Source organism: Salinisphaera hydrothermalis C41B8, from assembly GCF_000732535.1.
GTDB classification, from domain to species: domain Bacteria; phylum Pseudomonadota; class Gammaproteobacteria; order Nevskiales; family Salinisphaeraceae; genus Salinisphaera; species Salinisphaera hydrothermalis.
Window position 1 is genome coordinate 33,352 of the sequence record NZ_APNK01000012.1, and the last position, 21,357, is coordinate 54,708.

Annotated in this window: 18 protein-coding genes; 9 read left to right on the top strand and 9 right to left on the bottom strand. The window is 64.3% G+C overall.

What is annotated here, in order from left to right; all coding sequences use genetic code 11:
* Positions 1 to 23: 23 nt before the first annotated feature.
* From nagA to C41B8_RS09730, 5 genes are all read right to left on the bottom strand, one after another.
* Entirely contained in the window at positions 24 to 1,199 is a 1,176-nt protein-coding gene (nagA, locus tag C41B8_RS09710; protein WP_037337189.1) for an N-acetylglucosamine-6-phosphate deacetylase, read from the bottom strand.
* Positions 1,199 to 2,248, bottom strand: a complete 1,050-nt coding sequence (locus tag C41B8_RS09715) for an SIS domain-containing protein (protein WP_037337192.1) — start codon at positions 2,246 to 2,248, stop codon at positions 1,199 to 1,201. The genes nagA and C41B8_RS09715 overlap by 1 nt, the downstream gene beginning before the upstream one ends.
* Positions 2,245 to 3,138 carry a glucosamine kinase nucleotide-binding domain-containing protein gene (locus tag C41B8_RS09720; RefSeq protein ID WP_037337194.1) on the bottom strand — a complete coding sequence of 298 codons (894 nt, stop codon included), beginning with the start codon at positions 3,136 to 3,138 and terminating at the stop codon, positions 2,245 to 2,247. The genes C41B8_RS09715 and C41B8_RS09720 overlap by 4 nt, the downstream gene beginning before the upstream one ends.
* Positions 3,131 to 4,513, bottom strand: coding sequence for a sugar porter family MFS transporter (locus C41B8_RS09725; RefSeq protein ID WP_084188783.1), 1,383 nt, complete (start codon positions 4,511 to 4,513; stop codon positions 3,131 to 3,133). Before C41B8_RS09725 ends, C41B8_RS09720 begins: the two co-directional genes overlap by 8 nt.
* A gap of 141 nt (positions 4,514 to 4,654) precedes the next feature.
* A complete protein-coding gene (locus tag C41B8_RS09730; protein ID WP_037337201.1) occupies positions 4,655 to 5,395 on the bottom strand; it encodes a GntR family transcriptional regulator in 741 nt (246 codons plus the stop codon).
* 234 nt (positions 5,396 to 5,629) lie between these two features.
* Here C41B8_RS09730 and C41B8_RS09735 point away from each other — a divergent pair, with 234 nt between their 5' ends.
* From C41B8_RS09735 to astB, 5 genes are all read left to right on the top strand, one after another.
* Positions 5,630 to 6,844, top strand: a complete 1,215-nt coding sequence (locus C41B8_RS09735) for an acetylornithine/succinyldiaminopimelate transaminase (RefSeq protein ID WP_037337203.1) — start codon at positions 5,630 to 5,632, stop codon at positions 6,842 to 6,844.
* A gap of 5 nt (positions 6,845 to 6,849) precedes the next feature.
* Positions 6,850 to 7,908 (top strand): arginine N-succinyltransferase, encoded by a 1,059-nt coding sequence (locus C41B8_RS09740; protein ID WP_037337206.1) that lies wholly within the window; start codon positions 6,850 to 6,852, stop codon positions 7,906 to 7,908.
* The gene (locus C41B8_RS09745) at positions 7,902 to 8,957 is read left to right on the top strand and encodes an arginine N-succinyltransferase (RefSeq protein WP_037337209.1); all 1,056 of its coding nucleotides are present in this window, start codon (positions 7,902 to 7,904) and stop codon (positions 8,955 to 8,957) included. The genes C41B8_RS09740 and C41B8_RS09745 overlap by 7 nt, the downstream gene beginning before the upstream one ends.
* Before the next feature lie 741 nt (positions 8,958 to 9,698).
* Positions 9,699 to 11,195 carry a succinylglutamate-semialdehyde dehydrogenase gene (gene astD, locus C41B8_RS09750; RefSeq protein ID WP_037337211.1) on the top strand — a complete coding sequence of 499 codons (1,497 nt, stop codon included), beginning with the start codon at positions 9,699 to 9,701 and terminating at the stop codon, positions 11,193 to 11,195.
* Positions 11,192 to 12,571: an N-succinylarginine dihydrolase gene (gene astB / locus C41B8_RS09755; protein WP_037337215.1), complete on the top strand. Its 1,380-nt coding sequence runs from the start codon at positions 11,192 to 11,194 to the stop codon at positions 12,569 to 12,571. Before astD ends, astB begins: the two co-directional genes overlap by 4 nt.
* A gap of 67 nt (positions 12,572 to 12,638) precedes the next feature.
* On the opposite strand, the gene C41B8_RS09760 is transcribed toward astB, so the two are convergent.
* From C41B8_RS09760 to C41B8_RS20095, 4 genes are all read right to left on the bottom strand, one after another.
* Positions 12,639 to 13,517 carry an alpha/beta fold hydrolase gene (locus C41B8_RS09760; RefSeq protein WP_037337218.1) on the bottom strand — a complete coding sequence of 293 codons (879 nt, stop codon included), beginning with the start codon at positions 13,515 to 13,517 and terminating at the stop codon, positions 12,639 to 12,641.
* A 150-nt stretch (positions 13,518 to 13,667) separates the two neighbouring features.
* The gene (locus C41B8_RS09765; RefSeq protein WP_037337220.1) at positions 13,668 to 14,612 is read right to left on the bottom strand and encodes a ketopantoate reductase family protein; all 945 of its coding nucleotides are present in this window, start codon (positions 14,610 to 14,612) and stop codon (positions 13,668 to 13,670) included.
* Between the two features lie 146 nt (positions 14,613 to 14,758).
* A complete protein-coding gene (locus C41B8_RS09770; protein WP_037337222.1) occupies positions 14,759 to 15,880 on the bottom strand; it encodes a mandelate racemase/muconate lactonizing enzyme family protein in 1,122 nt (373 codons plus the stop codon).
* 54 nt (positions 15,881 to 15,934) lie between these two features.
* Positions 15,935 to 16,255, bottom strand: coding sequence for an ArsR/SmtB family transcription factor (locus C41B8_RS20095; RefSeq protein WP_084188784.1), 321 nt, complete (start codon positions 16,253 to 16,255; stop codon positions 15,935 to 15,937).
* A gap of 318 nt (positions 16,256 to 16,573) precedes the next feature.
* On the opposite strand from C41B8_RS20095, the gene C41B8_RS09775 reads away from it, so the two are divergent.
* From C41B8_RS09775 to hglS, 4 genes are all read left to right on the top strand, one after another.
* Positions 16,574 to 17,860, top strand: coding sequence for an SLC13 family permease (locus C41B8_RS09775; protein WP_084188785.1), 1,287 nt, complete (start codon positions 16,574 to 16,576; stop codon positions 17,858 to 17,860).
* 127 nt (positions 17,861 to 17,987) lie between these two features.
* The gene (locus C41B8_RS09780) at positions 17,988 to 19,220 is read left to right on the top strand and encodes an AGE family epimerase/isomerase (RefSeq protein ID WP_037337335.1); all 1,233 of its coding nucleotides are present in this window, start codon (positions 17,988 to 17,990) and stop codon (positions 19,218 to 19,220) included.
* A 97-nt stretch (positions 19,221 to 19,317) separates the two neighbouring features.
* On the top strand, positions 19,318 to 19,662 hold the full coding sequence (locus C41B8_RS09785; RefSeq protein WP_037337226.1) for a hypothetical protein: 345 nt from the start codon (positions 19,318 to 19,320) through the stop codon (positions 19,660 to 19,662).
* A gap of 85 nt (positions 19,663 to 19,747) precedes the next feature.
* Complete coding sequence (gene hglS / locus C41B8_RS09790; RefSeq protein WP_037337229.1) at positions 19,748 to 21,133, top strand: 2-oxoadipate dioxygenase/decarboxylase HglS; 1,386 nt, start codon at positions 19,748 to 19,750, stop codon at positions 21,131 to 21,133.
* Positions 21,134 to 21,357: the final 224 nt, after the last annotated feature.

Sequence of the window (21,357 nt, forward strand, 5' to 3'; positions counted from 1 at the left end):
TGCGATGACGAGCCGCGAACGTCTCAAGTGATGGCGCGCTGCTCCGGATCGTGCGCGACCCGGCCCCGGCAGACTGTCAGCCGAACCCGAAGCTCGGCATCCAGCACCAGCAGATCGGCGTCGAACCCTTTGGCCAGCGCGCCCTTGCGATCGGCCACGCCGAGATCGGCCGCGGCGTTGGTGCTCGTCATCGCGATGGCATCGGCCAGTTCACAGCCGGTGAAATCCAGCAGGTTGCGGAAGGCGTCGTCGAAGGTCAGCACGCTGCCGGCCAGGGTGCCGTCGGCCAGCCGCGCCTCGCCGTTTTTCACCGTGACCGGCTGGCCGCCCAGTTCGTAGTCGCCGTCGCCCAGGCCCTTGGCCCGCATGGCATCGGTGATCGCCATCAGACGATCGCGGCCGGCCGCGGCATACGCCAGCTTCACCATCGCCGGCGTCACATGCAGGCCGTCGGCGATGATTTCACTGCGCGCGGCCGGATTCGTCAGCAGCGCGCAGGCCGCGCCCGGCTCGCGATGGTGCAGGCCGTTCATGGCATTGAACAGATGCGTACCGCGATTCGCGCCGGCCGCGATCACCGCTTCGGCCTGGGCGGCGCTGCAGCTGGAATGCCCGATCGAGGCCCGGACGCCGTGTCGGACCAGATGCGCGACCAGCGCGTCGCCGCCCGGCTGCTCCGGCGCCAGCGTCACCACACGAATGCCGCCAGCGGCGGCCGCCTGCCAGCGATCGAACCGGTCGATATCCGGCGCGATCATGTGCTCGGCCGGCTGGGCGCCCGCCTTGTCGCGATCCACAAACGGGCCTTCCAGATGCACGCCGAGCATTTCGGCCGCCCCGGGCGCGGATTCGAAATCCGCCGTTACCCGCAGCGCGGCTTCGATCGCAGCCGCCGGTCCGGTCATCGTGGTGGCCAGAAACGACGTCGTTCCCTCGGCCGGCAGATAACGCGCGATACGGGCGAGCCCGTCGGCATCGGCGTCCATCACGTCGGCGCCGCGCGCACCGTGGATGTGGGCATCGATGAAACCGGGGACCACATGCCAATCGGCCGGCAAATCGATCGCCGGCGCATCCGCATCGGGAACGTCGATGCGCGTGCCGGCGATGGTGATCGCCCGCGCATCCGCTGCGCCGCCATGAACCCGCGCGCCGCGCAGCTGCCAGCGGCGCGGCGTGTCGTTGGTCGACGTATGCATCAATAAGTACTCGTGACCTTGCGCACGTTGGGCGGCTGATCGGGATCGTAACCAAGCGCCACCGCGCGTGCTTCCAGCGCGCCGTAGCAATCGAAGGCCATCGCGATGGCATCGGTGAACACATTGCCGGTCGCCGGCCGGCTGATCACCGACAGATGCGCGGCTGGCTCGACGTCGTCGAGATCCGGGCCGAGCAGCGTTACGTTGGCCTCAAGCTCCGCCAGCCGATGCGCCGTGTCGATCAGGCCGGGGCGCGTGGCGTCGTCCAGACAAATCATGAGCACCGGCGTGCCCGGCCCGACCAGCGTGAGCGGGCCATGGATGAACTCGGCCGCCGAAAAGGACTCGGCCGGCGTGACGCAGACTTCCTTGAACTTGAGGGCGACCTCGCGCGCGATGCCGAGGCTGACTCCGCGGCCGAGCACGAAGCCCGGCTTATCGAAGGCCGCGAGCGCGGACGCCTCCAGCGGGGGCTGGTGGTCGCGCCGATCGGCCAGCGTGGCCGGCAAGCGCTCGAGCGCGGCTTCCAGTTCCTGGTCATTGGCCACGGTCGCGACCAGCCGGGCCGCGGCCGCCAGCGTGCCGAGATAAGTTTTGGTCGCGGCCACGGCTTTTTCCGGCCCCATGGCCAGATCGATGGTATGCGCCGCGGTCGCCGCCAGTTGCGATGCCGGGTCATTGGTCAGGCCGAGCGTGAGGGCACCGGTCGCGTTGGCGGCTTCCACCACCGCATTGATATCCGAGCCAGCGCCGGACTGTGAGATCGCCATCACCACCGCGCCGGCCAGCCGCGGTTTCTGGCCATAGACGGTGAACAGGCTGGGCGTGATCTCGCCGACCACGCGCCCGGCACCCAGCCCGGCGGCGGCGGCGAAGAACGCCCCGGCATGCGATGAACTGCCGCGGGCCGTTACCCACCAGGGCGCGTCCGGGCGGGCGGTCAGGTCGGCGGCGATGGCGGCAATGGCATCGCGGTTGGCCGTCCATTGGTCGGCCAAGCGCTCGGGGGTTTCGAGCATTTCCTGCCGCATGAGAGTGGTCGAGCTCATGAACCGGTCTCCGGTGAAGTCATAAAAGATTGGCGCGCCATCAACGCCGCGCCGTGAGCGCCGTCGTGGACCGCCGGTATGGATCGGGCCTGTAGGTCGGCATCGAGGCGCGGCGCAATGGTCTCGGCGAGGCCGCCGGTCAACGCCAGCGCCAGATCGGCGTGATCGCCGATGAGCGCACGAGCGACGGCCGAGACATGCTGCCCCGCGGTATCCAGCAACGCATTCGCGCTGGCCTCGCCGTGGCCAGCCAGTTCGACCACCGCGCGGGCATAGCCGGCAAAATCTCCGGCGTGCGCGCTACAGGCCCAACCGGCGAGCGCGCCGGGATCATTATTGAAATCGGCCAGCAGACGCTCGGCCAGCGCGTCCCGCATGCGGCGCCCGTCGGCGGCCGCCAGCGCGTGGCCGACCGCCTCCATGCCGAGCCAGGCGCCGGAACCGCGATCGTCGTGGGGGAAGCCCCAGCCGCCGGCGCGCGCGGTTGTCTCGCCGTCGCGACAGAAGCCGACCACGCCCGTGCCGACCGATACGATCGCACCATTGCCGCCGTCGTGGGCCCCGGCACAGGCGATATGCGCATCCGAGACCACCTTGAGCGCGCCGCAGGCCGGCGCCGCTGCCAGGAAGGCGCGATAGGCCGGCGCGATCTCGGTGCCGGCGATGCCGACCACCACGCTGGCGTCGGCCAGATCGAGCCCGGCCAGCGTCTCGATGGCGCGGATCGTTTCAAGGATCGTCGCCCAGCTGGTATCGGCCCGGCCATTGAGCGTAGCGGCCGCGCCGTTGGCCGTGCCCAGCAGCTGTCCGGCGGCGTCGAGCGCGACGACGCGCGTCTTGCTCGCGCCGCCGTCGACGCCGATGAACACGCGCGGCTCGCGATCAGCCATGCGCTTCTCCCAGAAAATGCGTCTCGATCTCTTCCAGTTTGCGGCCCTTGGTCTCCGGCAAGGGGAAGATCGCGACCAGCATGTAGATGAACACCGCGACCGCCAGCAAGCCGAACGCCCCCGCATAACCGGCCACCGACACGATATCCATGAACACGGCCGCCAGAATCGCCGACATCAGCGAGTTGGCGAACAGCGCCACGGCCATGCCCTTGGCCCGGATCGCCAGTGGCAGCACTTCCGAAATCGCCAGCCAGACCACGATACCCGGCCCGATGGCAAAGAAAATGACGAAGCCGATCAGCCCGGCCAGCGTGGCATAGCCCTGGAACAGCGACGGCACGGTGAACAGATGAATCAGCGCCATGAACGCGAGCGCCACGGTCGCCCCGGCGGTACCCAACACCAGCAGCGGCCGCCGGCCGACGCGATCGATAAGCACCAGGCCGATGATGGTGACCACGAAGTTGGTCAGGCCCACCGTCACACTTCCGAGCACCGCCGTCGCGCCGCCGGACAGGCCGGACTGGTCGAGGATGACGGTATTGAACTGCAGCAAGGTGTTGATGCCGGTGAGCTGGTTGAGCAGGCCGATACCCAGGGCCAGAAAGAAGGCACGCCGATAGCCGGGTGCGAGCAAAAGCGACCAGCGGGCCGACACGCCGTCATCGTCGGTCTGAGCGGCCAGCTCGTTGAAGGTGGATTCGGTTTCCTCCGCGCTGTGGGTGCGGGCGAGCGCGGCGCGGGCTTCGTCCGGGCGGCCTTTCTTGATCAGCCAGCGCGGCGATTTCGGCAGTACGAGCCCGAGCAGCACGAAGGCCACAGCCGGCACCAGCGCGGTGATGAACATCGCCCGCCAGTCGCCAGTGCCGTTGAAGAAATAGCCGACCAGATAGCCCGCCAGAATGCCGAAAGTCAGGAACAGCTGGAAAAGCGTCACGCTGCGCCCGCGGATCGCCGGCGGCATGACCTCGACCAGATACAGCGGCACCACGATGGTGACCAGCCCGACGCCGATGCCCTGAATCAAGCGGCCACCGAGCGCGCCGACGTAACCGGCCGCCATGGCGGTCACGATCACGCCAATGGCGAATACGACGCCGGAAATCAACAGCGTCGCCTTGCGCCCGATGGCATCGGCGATCGGCCCACCGATGAGCGTGGCCAGCGACCCGCCGCCCAGCACCGCCGCCACGATCAGCGACATTTCCGAACCCGAGAGCGACAACGCGCTCTTCATGAACACGAGCGCTCCGGCGATGATGCCGATGTCGTAGCCGTAAAGCATGCCGCCGAGCGCGGCGATGGCAATCGCCAGCCAGGCCATGGCCGGCAGGCGAGCCGGCGAAAACGAGTCTTGTGTTGTTCCTGTCATGTCTCTCCTCCGAGTACGACGCGTCGTCGTTTCAGTTCGTGTACACAATCCAAAGTGCCGTCATCCGGCACGCCGGCTTGGTGGCAGCGCTGCGCCAGCCGCCAAGCGCGCCAGTCGATTCAGGCTTGCTGGCCACCACGCTTAGCGACGCCGATGCAGTTCGACCATGAAGTCGTAGTAGTGCGTGCGGCAGTAACTGACGCTCAGTTCGGCCGGCGAGCCGTCGGCCAGATAGCCCAATCGGGTGACCTCGAGTAGCGCCTGGCCCGTGGGCACGGAAACCAGAGCCGCGGTTTCGGCATCGGCGTTGACCGCCGAGATGTGCTGCAGCGCCCGCATGATCGGCCGGCCGAGGTCCTCAAGCGCCTGGTAGAGCGACGACCCGATAGTTTCCGGCGCCGGCAATACCGATACCGGCAGGCAGGTTTCCTCGACCGCCATGACCACGTCGTCGGCCAGGCGCAGGCGTTTCAACCGCGCGATCTGCATATCGCTACGCAGGCCCAGACGGAATGCCTCTTCGCTGGTCGGCCACTCGATTTGCCGCGACAACCAGCGCGAGTTCGGCGTGAAGCCACGCTGGGCCAGCAGTTCGGTGAAACTGGCCAGCCGGGTCAGCGGTTCGTTGAAACGAGGCGCGATGAACGTGCCCGACCCATGCGTACGCCGGATCAGACCTTGCTGCGCCAGCTGCTCCAGCGCCTTGCGGGCCGTGATTCGCGAAATGCTCAGCGTCTCGGCCAACGCACGCTCGGACGGCAAGGCCTCGCCCGCCTGCCAATGCCCGGTCTCGATGGCACCGCCCAGCTGTTGCGCCAACTGGTGATACAGCGGGGTCGCAATACCGGTGTCGAGCGAGATACGAGCGAGCCGAGGGTCCATGGGCATGAATACCGCAATGATTTGCGAGCCACTATAGAGCCTCTAGAATACCAGTAAAATACCAATTGGTCTTATGCTGGTTCTATCCGACATCAGAACAGGGGCTGGCTCGGCGGACGCGAGCCGCGCTAAGTTGCCGGAACGGCCGGAGATTGGACAGGTAGCGTGACCCGACGCACGCAAAGCGCGACAATACGGCGCTTACGAACTGGCCCGAACACCGGACATCAAGCCATGGACTGGACGCCCTCCCGCGAAGACTTCAACCACTACATGCTGCCCAACTACAACCCGCAGGCCGTCGTGCCGGTCCGCGGCGAAGGCAGTCGCCTGTGGGATCAGGACGGCGAGGAATACATCGACTTCGCCGGCGGCATCGCGGTCAATGCGCTCGGCCATTGCCACCCGGCTCTGGTCGAGGCGCTGACCACGCAGGGCCAACAGCTCTGGCATCTGTCAAACGTCTATACCAACGAGCCGGCTCTGCGCCTAGCCCGGACCCTGGTCGAGTCGACCTTTGCCGACAAGGTCTTCTTTTCCAATTCCGGCGGCGAGGCCAACGAGGCCGCGCTGAAGCTGGCGCGCCGTTATGCCCACGACAAGTTCGGCGCACACAAGGACCGGATCGTGTCCTTCCGGCGTTCCTTCCACGGCCGGACCTGGTTCACCGTCTCGGTCGGCGGGCAGGAGAAATACACCCAGGGCTTCGGCCCGGTGCCCGGCGGCATCGTCCACGGCGAATACAACAACCTGGAATCGGCGCGCGAACTGGTTGATGCCAACACTTGCGCCATCATGGTCGAGCCGGTCCAGGGCGAAGGCGGGGTCACCCCGGGCGATCCGGCGTTCCTGGCCGGGCTGCGTCAGCTGGCCGACGAATACGATGCGTTGCTGATCTTCGACGAAGTGCAGTGTGGCGTCGGCCGCACCGGCGAGCTGTATGCCTATATGGGTTATGGCGTCACGCCCGACATCCTCACCAGCGCCAAGGCGCTCGGCGGCGGCTTCCCGATCGGCGCCATGCTGACCACCGACAAGGTGGCCGAGGTGTTCGTGGTCGGCACGCACGGCTCCACCTACGGCGGTAATCCGCTCGCCTGTGCGGTAGCGCTGGCAGCCGTCGAGACCATCGGCCGGCCGGACGTGCTGGCCGGCGTCGCGCAACGCGCCGAGATCTTTCGCGAGGAACTCGAGCGGATCAATGCCAAGTACGATTGCTTCGCCGACATCCGCGGCAAGGGCCTGTTGATCGGCGCCGAATTCAACGAGCGTTACCACGAACAGGGCCGCGCGACGCTGGCCGCCGCCATCAAGCAGGGTCTGATGCTGCTGGCGGCCGGGCCGAACGTGCTGCGCTTCGCGCCGTCGCTGATCATTCCCGAGGACGATATCCGCGAAGGCATGGCCAAGCTGGACGCGGCCATCGGCACGCTCGACCTCACGTCCTAGCCCTCATGCTCATCGTCCGCCCCGGCCACCCGGATGATCTCGAGGCGTTGATGGCGCTGGCCACCAACGCCGTGCCCGCGCTGACCAATTTTCCGGCCCACCGCGAGCGTCTCGGCGAGCGGCTCGAGGCCTCGCGCCATGCGCTATCCGAGTCGATCGCGTCGCCCGGCAGCGAGGTCTATACCTTCGTGCTGGAAGACCATGCCGGCGAGGCGCCGCGCGTGGTCGGCACGGCCAGTATTCGGGCTCGGGCCGGCGCGCGCGAGGCTTACTACACCTGGCGCCGCGAGATGCTGATCCATGCCTCGCAGCAGCTCGATGTGCGCCGCGAGGTCTCGATCCTGTCGCTGTCGCACGAGCTGTCGGAATCGTCTCTGCTGTGCGCGTTCTCGCTCGACCCCGCCTATCGTGGCGGCCCGGGCGAGCGCCTGCTGCGCCGGGCGCGCCTGCTGTTCGTGGCCCAGCATCCCGAACGTTTCATGGCCAACCTGGCCGTGGCCATGCCCGGCCATCTGGACGAGGCCGGGTTGTCGCCGTTCTGGGAATCGGTCGGCCGGCATTTCTTCGTCCGGGATTTCGGCGAGATCAACGAAATCGCCGGTATTCACTCCAAGAGCTTCATCGCCGAAGTCATGCCGCCGTTTCCGCTCTACGAGCCGCTGCTGACCGAGACCGGCCGCGCCGCGATCGGCTCGATCCACATCGCCCACCGCCGTGCCGCGGCCGACCTCACCGACGAAGGCTTTGCCCCCTCGCGGCATGTCGATCTGTTTGACGGCGGCCTGTTGTTCGAGGCGCCCTTCGAACGGCTGCATTCGGTCCGCAATAACCGCTGGCATCCGATACTGGTCGACAACCGCGTTCACAACGCCGAGCACGGCGGCGCCCTGCTCGCGAATCAGGAAACCTCGGCCTTCCGCTGCATCGCGGCGCCACACGCACTCACCGCAACCGGCCAGCTGCGCCTCGCCCCGGCCGGCGCGGACCAGCTCAATCTGGATACCGGACGCGCCGTACTCGCCGTTGCCCTGCCGGAACTCGACGCGGAGGCCGCCGTATGCTGATTCGCCCGATCGAGACCGGCGATCTCGATGCCCTGCATGCCATCGCCATCGAAACCGGCGCCGGCTTTACGTCGCTGCCCGACAACCGCGATTTTCTGGCCCAGCACATCGCCGAAACCCGCGCGGCCTTCGACAAACCGGCCGACGACCCGAGCCTGGCGACCGACCCGGATCTGTATTTCTTCGTGCTCGAAGACGACAGCCTGGGCGATGCGCCGGTGGCCGAGCGCATCGCCGGTTGCTGCGCGATCGAGGCCCGCGTTGGCCTGGACGCCCCGTTCTATAACTATCGCGTCGGCCGACTCGCCCAGGCCTCCAAGCAGCTCGATCTCAACCGGGTGATCGATACGCTGTTTCTGTCGTCCGACCACACCGGCGATGCCGAGGTCTGTTCGCTGTATCTGCGCCCGGCCTGGCGCACCCAGGGCCATCGCAACGGCACCTTGTTGTCGCGCGTGCGCTGGCTGTTCATGGCCGCCTATCGCGCGCGCTTCCCCGAGCGGGTGCTCGCCGAGATGCGCGGTCGATTCGACGATGCCGACGTCAATCCGTTCTGGCAGGCGCTGGGCCAGCACTTCTTCCCGATCGACTTCCGCGACGCCGACCGGCTCACCGGCCTCGGTCAGAAATCGTTCATCGGCGAACTGATGCCGCGCTACCCCATCTGCACCGCGATGCTGCCGCAAGCCGCCCGCGACTGCATCGGCGCGGTTCACAAGCAGACCAAGCCGGCGCTGGCCATGCTCAACGCCCAAGGCCTGCGCTTCGAGGGTTATATCGATATCTTCGATGCCGGGCCGACGGTCGAGGCTTATCTCGACGACGTCCGCGCCGTGCGTCATTCGCACGAAGTCGAGGTGAAGATCGATAGCCAGGCCCCAACGCCGTCGGCGCCCGTCACCCTCGCGGCTACCACCGGGCGCTGCGCGGATTTCCGCGCCGGCTGGGTCGGGCGGGCGCCCGATGAGAATCGCATCGTGCTGCATCCCGATGAGGCCGCGCGGCTGGGCGTCGACGATGGGGCGCGATTGCGTGTGCTGGACGATTGATTGCAGCGGCTGATATGCGCGCTCCGCTCACGGCCAACGCAACCTATAACAGGCCACTGAGCCTTCGATCGCTCTGGGGTTTCGCGCTAATGCGCGAGCCACTTTTATTTGCTTGCCCAAATAAAAGTAGCCAAAACAAAAGGCACCCGCATCGGCGCCGGCTTTGCCGGTCCACTCCGATGCTCGTGGCGACGGGATGCGGCCAGAACTCACGTCGCTTTGGCGACGCTCAGACAGGCTGGCCGCACCGGCGCAGTGCGCCGGACACCCGCCGCCGCTGCGCGTCTCCGTCGCCTCAGACGGGAGGTAATACAAACCCATCTTCCACGCATAGCGGGTACACCGACGTATGGCGGGCCCCCGCTGTATTGGGTTCCCTTGCGGAGCGCCGAGCAGCGGAGTCGAGACGGGATGAAGCAGCCGGCTGTCTGAGCGTAGCGAGTTCCGGCTGCGCCCGGCTCGGCGAGCAGCACAGGGCATCGATGCGTAGCATCGACGCGCAGATAGGGTGTCTTTTTCTTTGGTTACTTTCGTTTGGACAAGCAAACGAAAGTGACTCGCACAGCAGTGCGAAACCCCAAGCCAAATCCATCGCACAAGTATTGCCAGGCGCCATCACGCGAAAGCATCGGAGCGTTGCCTGGCAAATAGCGAGATCAAGCCACGCCCTCACCGGCTGCAAACCACTGCACGCCGGGCGCATTCATAATCCAATGACCGCCTGACCCAACCGGAGCCACCATGCCACTCCAAGCCAAACAACAACTCTTCATCGACGGCACCTGGCAAGCCGGTAACGGCGTGGCCATGGAAAAGCACGATCCGATCGCCGGTCAGACGCTTTGGCAGGCCCAGGCCGCCGACGCCGATCAAGTCGACACCGCCATCGCCGCGGCGCGTGCGGCCTTCCCGGACTGGGCCCGCCGGCCCTTCGAGCAACGCGCGGCGATCGTCGAAGCTTTCGGCAAGCAGCTCGAGGCGCACAAGGAAGAACTGGCCGTCTCGATCGCCCGCGAAACCGGCAAGCCGCTGTGGGAAGCCCGTACCGAAGTCGGCGCAATGATCGGCAAGATCGCGATCTCCCAGACCGCCTATCACGAACGCACCGGCGAACGCGCCAAGGACATCCCCGGCGGACGCGCCGTGCTGCGCCATCGCCCGCATGGCGTGCTGGCCGTATTCGGGCCCTATAACTTCCCCGGCCATCTGCCAAATGGCCATATCGTGCCGGCCCTGCTGGCCGGCAACACGGTGGTGTTCAAGCCCAGCGAACTCACGCCGGCCACCGCCGACCTGACGCTACAGTGCTGGCAAGCCGCGGGCCTGCCGGCCGGCGTGATCAATCTGGTGCAGGGCGAAAAAACGGTCGGCCAGGCCCTGGCCGGCAGCGACGGAATCGACGGCCTGCTGTTCACCGGCTCGGCGGCCACCGGCAAGTCGCTGCACAAGCAGTTCGGCGGCCGGGTCGACAAAATCCTGGCGCTGGAGCTGGGCGGCAACAACCCGCTGGTCGTCGCTGACGACGGCTACGACATCCCCGCAGCCGTGCTGACCATCATCCAGTCGGCCTTCATTTCCGGCGGCCAGCGCTGTACTTGCGCCCGCCGCCTGCTCGTGCCCGAGGGCGCGGCCGGCGATGCGCTGATCGACGCGTTGGTCACCGCGCTCGGCGATCTACACGTCGGCGACCCGATGGACGAAAGCAACCCGCCCTTCTACGGCGGCTTGGCCACGCCCGCCGCCGCCGAAACAATCGTCGCCGCACAGAACGAACTCGAAGCTCGCGGCGCGACCGTGCGCGTTCGCAGCGCTATCCTGCAGGATGGCACCAGTCTGCTGTCGCCCGGACTGATCGATGTCACCGGTATCGAAACCGCCGATGTGGAACACTTCGGCCCGCTACTGACGATCCGTCGCACGACCAACTGGGACGATGCCGTCGCAGAAGCGAACAACACCGCCTACGGCCTGTCAGCCGGCCTGATCGGCGGCGACGCCGCGCTCTGGGAGGACTTCCGCCTGCGCATCCGCGCCGGCATCGTCAACTGGAACCGCCAGACCACGGGCGCGGCCTCGGATGCTCCCTTTGGCGGCATCGGCGACTCGGGCAACCATCGCCCCAGCGCCTACTACGCGGCCGACTACTGCGCTTGGCCAATGGCGTCGATGGAGTCTGAGACCGTCGCGCTGCCGGAGAATCTGCCGCACGGCGTGAACCTGACGGGCATCCAGCCATGATCCATTTCGAGCCCGATGCCACCCGCGAGATCAATTTCGACGGTCTGGTCGGCCCGACCCACAACTACAGCGGCCTGGCGCACGGCAATATCGCCTCGGCCAGCCATCGCGGCCTGGTATCCAATCCGCGCGAGGCTGCCCTGCAAGGGCTGGCCAAGATGAAGGCGCTGCACGACGCTGGTTTCGCCCAGGGCGTGCTGCCACCCCAACCGCGCCCGGCGATCGAGATGCTCGACCGGCTCGGTTTCACCGGCACGCCGAGCCAGAAACTGGCCGCGGCATGGGCCGCGGATCCGGCGATCGTCCGTGCGATCTCGTCGGCAGCCGCGATGTGGACCGCCAATGCGGCCACTATCACCCCGTCGCCGGACGCGGCCGACGGGCGCGTACACTTCACGGCCGCCAATCTACAGTCGAGTTTTCATCGCGCGATCGAGGCCCCGACCACGGCCGCCGCGCTCGGCGCGATCTTCGCGGACGAATCCTGCTTCGTACACCACCAGGCGCTGCCGGCCACGCCCGCATTCTCCGATGAAGGCGCAGCCAACCATACCCGCCTGTGTTCGACCTACGATGCGCCCGGTGTGCATCTGTTCGTCTACGGGCGCGAGGGACTGGATCGCGGCCATGCCAAGCCGACTGGATCGAAGCGCTTCACTGCCCGCCAGACGCTGGAAGCCAGCCAGGCCGTGGCACGCCAGCACGGGCTTAAGGCCGTACAATGCGTGTTCGCCCGCCAGAGCGCGACGGCGATCGATGCCGGCGTATTCCACAACGATGTGATTGCAGTCGGCAACGGGCCGGTCCTGCTCTACCACGAGACCGCTTTTGCCGATGAAGACACGGTACTGGCCGAACTTCGCGAGAAGATGGGCGCGCGCGGTGCTCGGCTGATTCCGGTGCGCGTGGCAAGCGAGGCTGTCTCGCTCGCCGACGCGGTCGCGACCTATCTGTTCAACTCCCAGCTGCTAACCCGTGCCGACGGCTCGATGGTCGTGATCGTGCCCGCGGAATGCGAGCGCAACCCGGCGGTCGCCGCCGAGCTGGGCCGGATCGTGGCCGATCCGGCCAACCCGATCGCCGAATACCGCGCCTACGACGTCAAACAGAGCATGGACAACGGCGGCGGCCCGGCCTGCCTGCGCCTGCGCGTGGTGCTCACGGCCGCCGAACGCGCCGCCATGAACCCGGGCGTGCTGTTCGACGATGCCCTGCACGACAAACTCGGGGCCTGGGTCGAGCGCCATTATCGCGATCGGCTGGCTGTAGATGATTTAGCCGATCCAGCACTCATCGATGAAACGCAGACGGCGCTTGACGAACTGACCCGCCTGCTCAAGCTCGGTTCGATTTATGCATTTCAAAGCGCGGGCTGACATGAACACATTCGAACTCATGGGAAATTTCCCTCATTCTCGTGCACACAGCGAACAAGAAAACGGATCAATCAACCAAGAAATCGAGCGCCTCGGCAAGTAGCGTTTCCGGGGCTTCTTCCGCGAGATAATGACCGCAATCGATTGCGTGACCGTCTACTTGGTGGGCGCATGATCGCCATAAAGTCAGTGGATCGAACAATGATTCGATGACGCCGTGTTTGCCCCAGAGAATACGCAAAGGACATTTCACTTTTCTGCCCTGCTGACGATCGTCTCGGTCGTGTACCAGATCAATGCTATACGCGGCTCTATAGTCTTCGCACATTCCATGCGCCGTACCCGGGCAGGCCAATGCCTGTCGATAGGCGGCCAGCGCCTCATCTGCAAAAGGCGCCAGACCGGCATGGCGATTGCCCATGACGCCATCGATATACGCCGTTGGATTAGCCTCAATCAATTGTTCGGGAAACGGAAATGGCTGGATGAGAAAAAACCAGTGGAAGTAGGCCGCCGCAAATTGCCGATCGGTCTGCTCATACATATCAAGCGTCGGCGCAATATCGAGAAACATGGCCCGCTCGACCGCGGACGCGTGATCCACGCACATACGGTGACCAACCCGCGCGCCTCGATCGTGTGCCAACAATTTGAATTGAGGAAAGCCGAGCGACGCCATCGCCGCGACCTGATCCGCCGCCATGGTGCGCTTGCTGTAATTGCTGTGGTTCGGTGTCCCACGGGGTTTGCTCGAGCTGCCATAACCGCGCAGATCGGTCGCGACGACGGTAAAATGCGCCGCCAGCCGGTCGGCAATGCGATGCCAGATCACGTGCGTTTGCGGATGACCATGAAGTAAAAGCAACCCGGGGCCATGGCCGCCGATCCGCCCGTGAATCCGGACGTCTCCAACATCGACATCGAATGTTTCAAAAAGCTCAAACATCGGAACGGTCTTCTATGTGACGAAGTATTTCCGAATCAGGGCCGAAATGATTGAACGTTCCAGATCTAACCATTCGCCCCAACTATTTCGTGACTCGAAGATGCTTCGACCATTGCGACAAAATCAGCCATTGTCAGATGCGAAGGGCCGTTACCCGCCTGATTCGGCCCGCTGCGACGGGGCGCCATCGGTGTACAGCGCCAGGATATCGGCGACGGCTTGGTTGCGAGGCGTGGCGATTCCGAGTTTGTGGCCATAATCTGCGACTGCGCCCGACAACCAGGGCAGCTCCAAGCGGTTGCCATTGGCGAGGTCGTACGCCATTGAGGCGCGCATGTCGCCAGGCAGGCCATCGCAGAAAGCCAGCCGGTCCGTTGCGAAATCCTCGGGCAAGTCGATATCGCGGGCCCGCCCTACGGCAACGACTTCATTCATGAGGTCGTAAAGAAACGAGCGCGTCTGCCTGTTTTCGCGGATCGGCCCTATCGGCTGACGCATGACGGCCGTCGCGCCTGAAAGGCCGGTCAGAAACACGAATTTCTGCCAAAGTTCCGATTCGATGTCGGCACAGATTTCCGCCTCGATACCGGCCTCGTCGCAGGCCGCCTTCAGGGCTTTGACACGTTCCGATTCACGCCCGTCGAATTCGCCGAATTTCAGACTCTGCAACGCGTTATGGTGACGAATAACCCCCGGCGCCTCGATCGTCGCGGAAATAAAGGCGATCCCGCCGAGAAGAGACGCTTCGGGCAGTTCCCGCCGCAAGACATCGTATTGCGTTACCCCGTTCTGAAACGACGCGATGGCCGTCCCCTGATTCGCACGCGCTCGAAGCGCCCGCACGGCCTCTTCGGTGGACCAGAGCTTGACCGCGATCATCACCAAATCGAGATCCGGCGCATCGTCTATATCTTCGACGGCGGTGAACGTGTCGATCTCAAGATCGCCGCGCGGACTATGTAGGACCAGGCCGTCTTTTTGCAACGCAGCCAAATGGGCGCCACGCGCCACGAACGTGACGTCATGGCCGGCGGCGGCCCATCGCGCGCCAAAATAGCCTCCCACGCCGCCCGCGCCGAAAATTCCGATTCGCATGTTTGGAGTTCTCCTGGCAGATGTATCAAATTCAAGACCTACGAACGCTCAATGTTTCCCACTGATCCGCACCGGTGTTTGCGAACTATGCTCATGTATCTCACCCATTGATAAAAGCGTAGGACGCACCGCCATAATTCGTATGTTCACACGCTGGTTTCATGCAAACGCACCGTGAATCGCTCGATTTTTTCCTGGTCCCATCGCAAACCGTGGCCTGGGTACTCTGGGGGCATCGCCCAGCCGTTGTCGATTTGGAGTGTTTCGGACAGCAAGTCATCGAGCAACGGGAAATGTTCGAGCCAAGTCGCCGCACGACCAGCGGCCACCAGATGCACGTGAAGTTCGGGCAGGAAGTGCGGCGTGATCACCGCACCATGTGCTTCGGCAAGGGAATCGATCCTTCTAAATTCGGAAACACCGCCGGTCAATGGAACATCTGGCATCCAGATTGATGCTGTCCCCGCGAAATTCGAAAACGCACTGAGCCCGAGAACATGTTCACCAACGGCCAGCGGAGGTGTGCGCCCTCGGCTGAGAGCGCGATAACCTTCGATGTGCCGAGAATCGAGCGGCTCCTCAAACCACTGCACACCGAGATCGACGAGTTGCGATGCGAACCATTGCGCCGTCGGCAAATCCAACCGTTCATTGGCATCGATCATGATACCGATACCCTCTCCCAACGCTGCACGCACAGCAGCAACACGCGCAAGATCCTCTTCCGGTCGCCGTGCGCCAATTCTGAGCTTGACCGCCGTATAACCTTCCTCGACGTACGAAATCGAGCCCTCGATAAGTTGCTCGGTGGTCATCGCGTGTGTAGCACGGCCGCTGCCGTAGACGGGCACTCGGTCACGCTGCGCTCCCAAGAGGCGGTACAACGGCAGTTCGGCCCGCATCGCACGTAAATCCCATATCGCGATATCCACCGCCGAGGTGGCGAGCAGAGGTACGCCGTTACCCAGTCGATGGGTAGTATCGCGTAGCCGATACCACTCTTGATCCCATCGCTCCGTTGCCAATCCAACGATTGCCGGCAAATGCAGTTCTTCGAGCAGCGCCGCCGTCGCGACCATCCCGGGCCCCAGAGTGTAGGTATAGCCGGTGCCAATGGCACCGTCTTCATCGGTTACCCTGACGATCGCCAACTGCAACTGTGTCGCCCCGGATCCGCCACGCGCGGATTCCAACGGCATATCGACCAATCGCACCTGGGCCTGCTCGATCTTGCTGGATGGGTTCTTCAATACCGGCCCTGTGGTCATTGGGGTTCACTCCTCACACTGGCTCAAATGATTCGAACAATCGAATACCGCGCGTTAGGCGCCGTTCATGTCCGCCTGCCGGATCGATTGCAGCAAGCCAGGAAAACGCGCCTCGAATTCGTCCTTTCGCAGTCGAACGAAGCTTCCGTTTCCAACCTCTCGCTGCGTGACTAGGCCCGCCTCACGTAGCACCCGCCAATGGTGAGTCCGCGTGGATTTAGCCTTAGGCAGATCGAAAGAAGAGCAGGGATGCTCCTCAGGCGAACGGCTCATCAAATCGAGAATGACAGCTCGGCGACCGTTATCGGCCAACGCTTTGAGGGCTTCGCTGAGCGTGACCTCATTGAGACCGGGAACCGGAAGTTCTTGATTCATTGCAAACCTCTCACAGAGGTACGGTAAACATCGTACCACGAAGGTACTATATTAATAGTACCACCTCTCCATGATAATCCGCACCACCGTTCCACGGGATAGCGCAATGGATCGGCGGCCGTCGCCGACCTAGCCGCAAGAATGGCGCAAGAGAGATGAGCGGTGAACGTTTGGCTGCCGAAAACCGTTCGGCGATCGAGATGCCAGGAAATAAAGCGGGAACACGTTTGGACGCTCTCCAAGAGTGACCGACGATGCGTGTTCCGAAATCGCCAAACGCTATGCGGCTGCGATTCGCATCAACGACCGGAGTAAAGCATGACCCCAATACAGCTCGGATCAATTGCGTTACTTGCAATGGCGGTTGGTATATCGATATGGCGCTCGGTCAATCTGGGCATAATCGCCTTCGCCGCGGTATTCCTTCTCGGTGCAGCCGCCGGCATCGCGCCCCAAAATTACCTCACACATTTCCCAGCTGACCTATGCCTGTTGATCATTGGAGTCACCATGTTGTTCGCACACGCCGAACGTAGTGGCGCGATCGAATGGCTATTGAGCAAAGTATTAAGCTTGGTAGGCAAGAAGAGTCGAATCCTAATTTGGGTGCCCTTCGCGCTGGGCGCAGTACTTTCCGCAGCGGGTGGCTTTCCGGGCGCGGTGGTCGCCATTGTCACTCCCGTTGCGGCCAAGCTCTCGCGCGCCAGCGGCATCGATTACATGACCGTCGCGATTCTCGGCGTATGGGGCGCCACCTCGGGTGCATTCTCACCGATCAGCCCGTATGGCGCGGCATTACAGACCGCTGCAGAGCGGGCAAATCTCGCGTACAACCCCTGGGTGCTTTTTGGTGCAGTTCTGGCCGTGCAGCTGATATTGGCCGTGCTAACCAGCATTATCTTGCCGCGTGTGAACAGGCAACTCGATCCCAAACAGGCGCATTTGAACACTTCCGTACAGAACCACGATCTCGACGCCGCCGAGACACAACCGTCGACCACGGCGAGAAGGGCGAAAGCCTATTGCTATTGCTCGTTGGCGGCGATCCTGATCTTCGTCGGGCTGGTCGCGGCTTTTCCTCTCGACATCGGCCTGGTGGCCTTAGCTCTGTCACTTGCGCTTCAGCTCGTCTTTCACCCTGATGAGAAAGCGATCATCAGAGCCGTGCCCTGGGCCGTCATTCTGTTGCTCTCCGGGCTGCTGGTCTATATTGGTGTTCTCGGGCAATTGGGAACGATCAACGCGCTCGAATCCATACTTGAAGGCGCGCTGGCGCCGGTTGTCAGCGTGTTACTCGTCATCTACCTCACCGCCGTCATCGGCAATATAGACTCATCAACACTCGCCGTACTGACCATCGCCGCGCCTCTGGCCTTAACCGCCACTGGCCACATACCGGCTGCCGGGCTGGCCATTCTCACTGCGATCGGCGTTGTTGGTTCAACGACCACGATCAGCCCGGTTCATGTCGGGGGCGCGATGATCATGGGCAACGCCACGGCAATCGACGATCGAATATTACTTCGCAGGTTATTCGGTGTTGTCGGATTCTTTACCGTAGTATTGCCGGCTCTGGTGGCAATCCTCCCTATTTTCATCATGTAATTTGATTCAACCCGATACGCCCCCAGAAAAAGTGCCCGCTCAAAATAAGAGGTTACCGCGGCACTGTCGTCAACGGTCGGGCGAGCAGTCATACTAGCCGGCCTGAACCGCGGACGGGGAGTGCATGATGGCCAAGAACGATATCGACAGCCGCCGCTGGATCGACCGCGAGACCCACCGCCACTGGCTGGCCGCCGAAGGGCTCGACCTGCTCGAATTCTATCGCGCGTCCTGCCTACCCGGCGGCGGCTTCGGGCCGCTGGACGGCAACCGCGAACTCGCCTCCCAGACCGCCGATACGCTGATTACGGCGCGCATGACGCATTGCTATGCGCTGGCCACGATCCAGGGCGTGCCGGGCGCGGCGACACTTGCGCATCACGGCGTGGTCGCGCTCGCCGGGCTGCTGCGTGACGACCAACACGACGGCTGGTTCGCGACCGCCCCGCACGACGGCTTCGACGAGGCCAAGCAGTGTTATATCCACGTCTTCGTCGCACTGGGTGCGGCCAGTGCGGTGCGTGCCCAGATCGAAGGTGCCCGCGCACTGCTCGACGACGTACTCGCCGTGCTGGAGCGCTATTTCTGGTCGGAGGCCGAACAAGCCTACGTGGAATCCTGGTCGCGCGACTGGTCCGAGCTGGCCGACTATCGCGGCGCCAACGCCAACATGCATGCCACCGAAATGTGCCTGGAACTGGCCGATGTACTGGACGACCGCGTCTGGCACAAGCGCGCGCTGGCGATCACGCACCGACTCATTCATCGCGTCGCCGCCGACCACGACTGGCGCGTGGTCGAGCACTTCGACGCCAACTGGCGGATTCTACCCGACTACAACGCCGACCAACCCGACGATGGCTTCAAGCCGTTTGGCGTCACGCCGGGCCACGGCTGCGAATGGGCACGCCTGTTGCTGCATCTGGAAGCCGGGCTCGGGCTCGAAGCGCCCGACTGGCTGGCCGACGACGCCAGACAACTGTTCGACAAGGCGATGAACGAAAGCTGGGAGGCCGATGGCCAACCCGGCATGGTCTACACCGTGGACTGGCGCGGCACACCGAGTTCGACCCGCCGCCGCCACTGGACCCATGCCGAAGCCGCCGCGGCCGCCGCGGCGCTGGCCGACCGTACCAGCGAGGCCCGCTTCGAGATCTGGTATCGGCGCCTCTGGGATTTCATGCGCGATGTCTATATCGACGACGAACGCGGCAGCTGGCTGCAGGAGTTGAACGCCGAACTCGGCCCCGATCCGCACGAAGGCCACCTCAAGCCCGACTTGTATCATGCCTATCAAGCAACACTACTGCCACGCTTGCCGCTGACACCGACGCTGGCGCTCGCGGTGGAGCGCCTGTAAGGACGCGGCGCGCTGCATCCAGCGCCGTTGCTGTGCATAATGAGCCAATGGGCTGGGTCAACGCCCGGCCGTTTCCCAATCGTTTCCGGATCACGCCATGCCGCAACAAGGTCCCAACGGTTCTCACAATCACGGCGGCCAACGCCTGCCGCGCTGGGCAGGCTATGTGCTGATCGCGGCCGACGTCGTGCGCATGCCGCTGTTTCTGGTCTGCTGGCTGGCCACGGTCGCGGCCTTGAGCATGACCCTGCCCAGCCACTCCATCTGGATACAGATCGCGGTCGCCGTACTCGCCTCGATCGCCACTCTGGCCGCCGTCACGCGGGCCGCGGCACTACAGGCCAGCCAGCATGGCGCACTCGGCGCCTATGTTGCCCGATTGGCAACGACCACCTCGCTGGGCCGCTGCCTGACGGATTTTCTGAGCGGCCGGTCAAAATAGCGTAAGCGCGGGCGGCGATGTCAGACTAGCGGGGTCAGTCATCCTGCCGCATCGCGTTTTCGTGTGACGGCGATCCGGAGCCCCCATGTCCGCCGATTCATTCGTCTCCGCCGCCTCGATCCGCGATCGCTTCGCCTCGGCGATGTCGCGGATGTATCAGGACGAAGTCCCACAGTACGGCACGCTGCTGGCATTGGTCGCCGACATCAACGCACGCACACTGGCCGACGATCCGGCGCTCGCCAAACGCATGGCGGCAGCCAACGAGCTCGACCGCCTATCGGTCGAACGCCACGGCGCGATCCGGGTCGGCACGCCCGCCGAGCTGTCCGTGCTGACGCGGCTGTTCGCGGTGATGGGCATGGCGCCGGTCGGTTACTACGATCTGGCGGCGGCCGGCGTACCGGTGCACTCGACCGCGTTCCGGCCGGTCAATACCGAGGCGTTATCGATCAATCCATTCCGGCTGTTCACTTCGCTGTTGCGGCTGGACCTGATCGGAGACGCCGATCTACGCGAGCGCGCGGCCGATATTCTCGCCCAGCGCGATATCTTCACGCCGCGCGTACGTGAGCTGATCGCGCGCTTCGAGATCGACGGCGGCCTGGCCGAAGCCGAGGCCGACGAATTCGTCACCGAAGCGATCGAAACCTTCCGCTGGCACGAGAACGCCACGGTCGATTATGCCACCTACGAAGCGCTCGCCGCCGAGCACCGGCTGATCGCCGACGTCGTCTGCTTCCGTGGCCCGCATATCAATCACCTGACGCCACGTACGCTGGATATCGACGCCGCCCAGGCGGCCATGCCGGAATACGGCATCACCCCCAAAGCCATCATCGAAGGCCCGCCGCAGCGGGCCGTGCCGATCCTGCTGCGCCAGACCAGCTTCAAGGCACTGGAGGAATCGATTCGGTTTGCCGGCGACACCGAAGGCCGCCACACGGCCCGCTTCGGCGAGATCGAACAACGCGGCGTGGCGCTCACGCCCGATGGTCGCGCGCTCTACGATCGTCTCCTGGCCGCCGCCCAGACCTACAAAAGCAGTTCCAACGCAGATTATCAGGCCGCGCTCGCCGGCATTTTCGAGGAATTTCCGGACGATCTGGAAACCCTGCGTCGGCGCGAACTGGCGTATTTCCGCTACGAGGCGGTCGGCGAGGCCACAAGCGATACGGCCGCGCCGACCGACGATCACAGCGCGCTGGAAGCGCTGCTCGCGGCCGGCCGAATCAAGGCGCATCCGATCGTATACGAGGATTTTTTGCCCGTGAGCGCGGCGGGTATTTTCCAGTCCAACCTCGGCAACGGCGAAGCCGGCAACGGCGCGGCGGCCGCGAGTCAGGCCGCACTCGAAGAGGCCCTCGGCCGACCGGTGATCGACCCGTTCGCGCTTTATGCCGAAATCGAGGCCGAATCCAAGCGTATCGCGCTCGATACGCTGCTCGGTCCGCGTGCCACGGCAGTCTGATGTCCCGCGACTGAGTTATGCCACGGCGCTCTGGCAATCGGCGGGCTTTCGCGGCGAGCGCAGCAGGTCCCGAGACGGTGCTTCGATTCCGTTCGCCCACCGCCCCCAAAAGGGTGCAGACCAACCTTTATTCCGCCTATAAATAGTAAAAACAATGCCTTAGCATCAGATCGAATTAGCGCATAACGCGTAATCCGGCGCTCACCCCACGGGTTTCGAGGCCC

What these genes read in the sequence shown, in the direction of transcription:
- astD (WP_037337211.1), top strand. Translation starts at nt 9,699, where the DNA reads ATGCCACTCCAAGCCAAACAACAACTCTTCATCGACGGCACCTGGCAA.
- C41B8_RS09730 (WP_037337201.1), bottom strand. Translation starts at nt 5,395, where the DNA reads ATGGACCCTCGGCTCGCTCGTATCTCGCTCGACACCGGTATTGCGACC.
- C41B8_RS09745 (WP_037337209.1), top strand. Translation starts at nt 7,902, where the DNA reads ATGCTGATTCGCCCGATCGAGACCGGCGATCTCGATGCCCTGCATGCC.
- C41B8_RS20095 (WP_084188784.1), bottom strand. Translation starts at nt 16,255, where the DNA reads ATGAATCAAGAACTTCCGGTTCCCGGTCTCAATGAGGTCACGCTCAGC.
- C41B8_RS09765 (WP_037337220.1), bottom strand. Translation starts at nt 14,612, where the DNA reads ATGCGAATCGGAATTTTCGGCGCGGGCGGCGTGGGAGGCTATTTTGGC.
- nagA (WP_037337189.1), bottom strand. Translation starts at nt 1,199, where the DNA reads ATGCATACGTCGACCAACGACACGCCGCGCCGCTGGCAGCTGCGCGGC.
- C41B8_RS09780 (WP_037337335.1), top strand. Translation starts at nt 17,988, where the DNA reads ATGGCCAAGAACGATATCGACAGCCGCCGCTGGATCGACCGCGAGACC.
- hglS (WP_037337229.1), top strand. Translation starts at nt 19,748, where the DNA reads ATGTCCGCCGATTCATTCGTCTCCGCCGCCTCGATCCGCGATCGCTTC.
- C41B8_RS09775 (WP_084188785.1), top strand. Translation starts at nt 16,574, where the DNA reads ATGACCCCAATACAGCTCGGATCAATTGCGTTACTTGCAATGGCGGTT.
- C41B8_RS09720 (WP_037337194.1), bottom strand. Translation starts at nt 3,138, where the DNA reads ATGGCTGATCGCGAGCCGCGCGTGTTCATCGGCGTCGACGGCGGCGCG.
- C41B8_RS09760 (WP_037337218.1), bottom strand. Translation starts at nt 13,517, where the DNA reads ATGTTTGAGCTTTTTGAAACATTCGATGTCGATGTTGGAGACGTCCGG.
- astB (WP_037337215.1), top strand. Translation starts at nt 11,192, where the DNA reads ATGATCCATTTCGAGCCCGATGCCACCCGCGAGATCAATTTCGACGGT.
- C41B8_RS09770 (WP_037337222.1), bottom strand. Translation starts at nt 15,880, where the DNA reads ATGACCACAGGGCCGGTATTGAAGAACCCATCCAGCAAGATCGAGCAG.
- C41B8_RS09735 (WP_037337203.1), top strand. Translation starts at nt 5,630, where the DNA reads ATGGACTGGACGCCCTCCCGCGAAGACTTCAACCACTACATGCTGCCC.
- C41B8_RS09715 (WP_037337192.1), bottom strand. Translation starts at nt 2,248, where the DNA reads ATGAGCTCGACCACTCTCATGCGGCAGGAAATGCTCGAAACCCCCGAG.
- C41B8_RS09785 (WP_037337226.1), top strand. Translation starts at nt 19,318, where the DNA reads ATGCCGCAACAAGGTCCCAACGGTTCTCACAATCACGGCGGCCAACGC.
- C41B8_RS09740 (WP_037337206.1), top strand. Translation starts at nt 6,850, where the DNA reads ATGCTCATCGTCCGCCCCGGCCACCCGGATGATCTCGAGGCGTTGATG.
- C41B8_RS09725 (WP_084188783.1), bottom strand. Translation starts at nt 4,513, where the DNA reads ATGACAGGAACAACACAAGACTCGTTTTCGCCGGCTCGCCTGCCGGCC.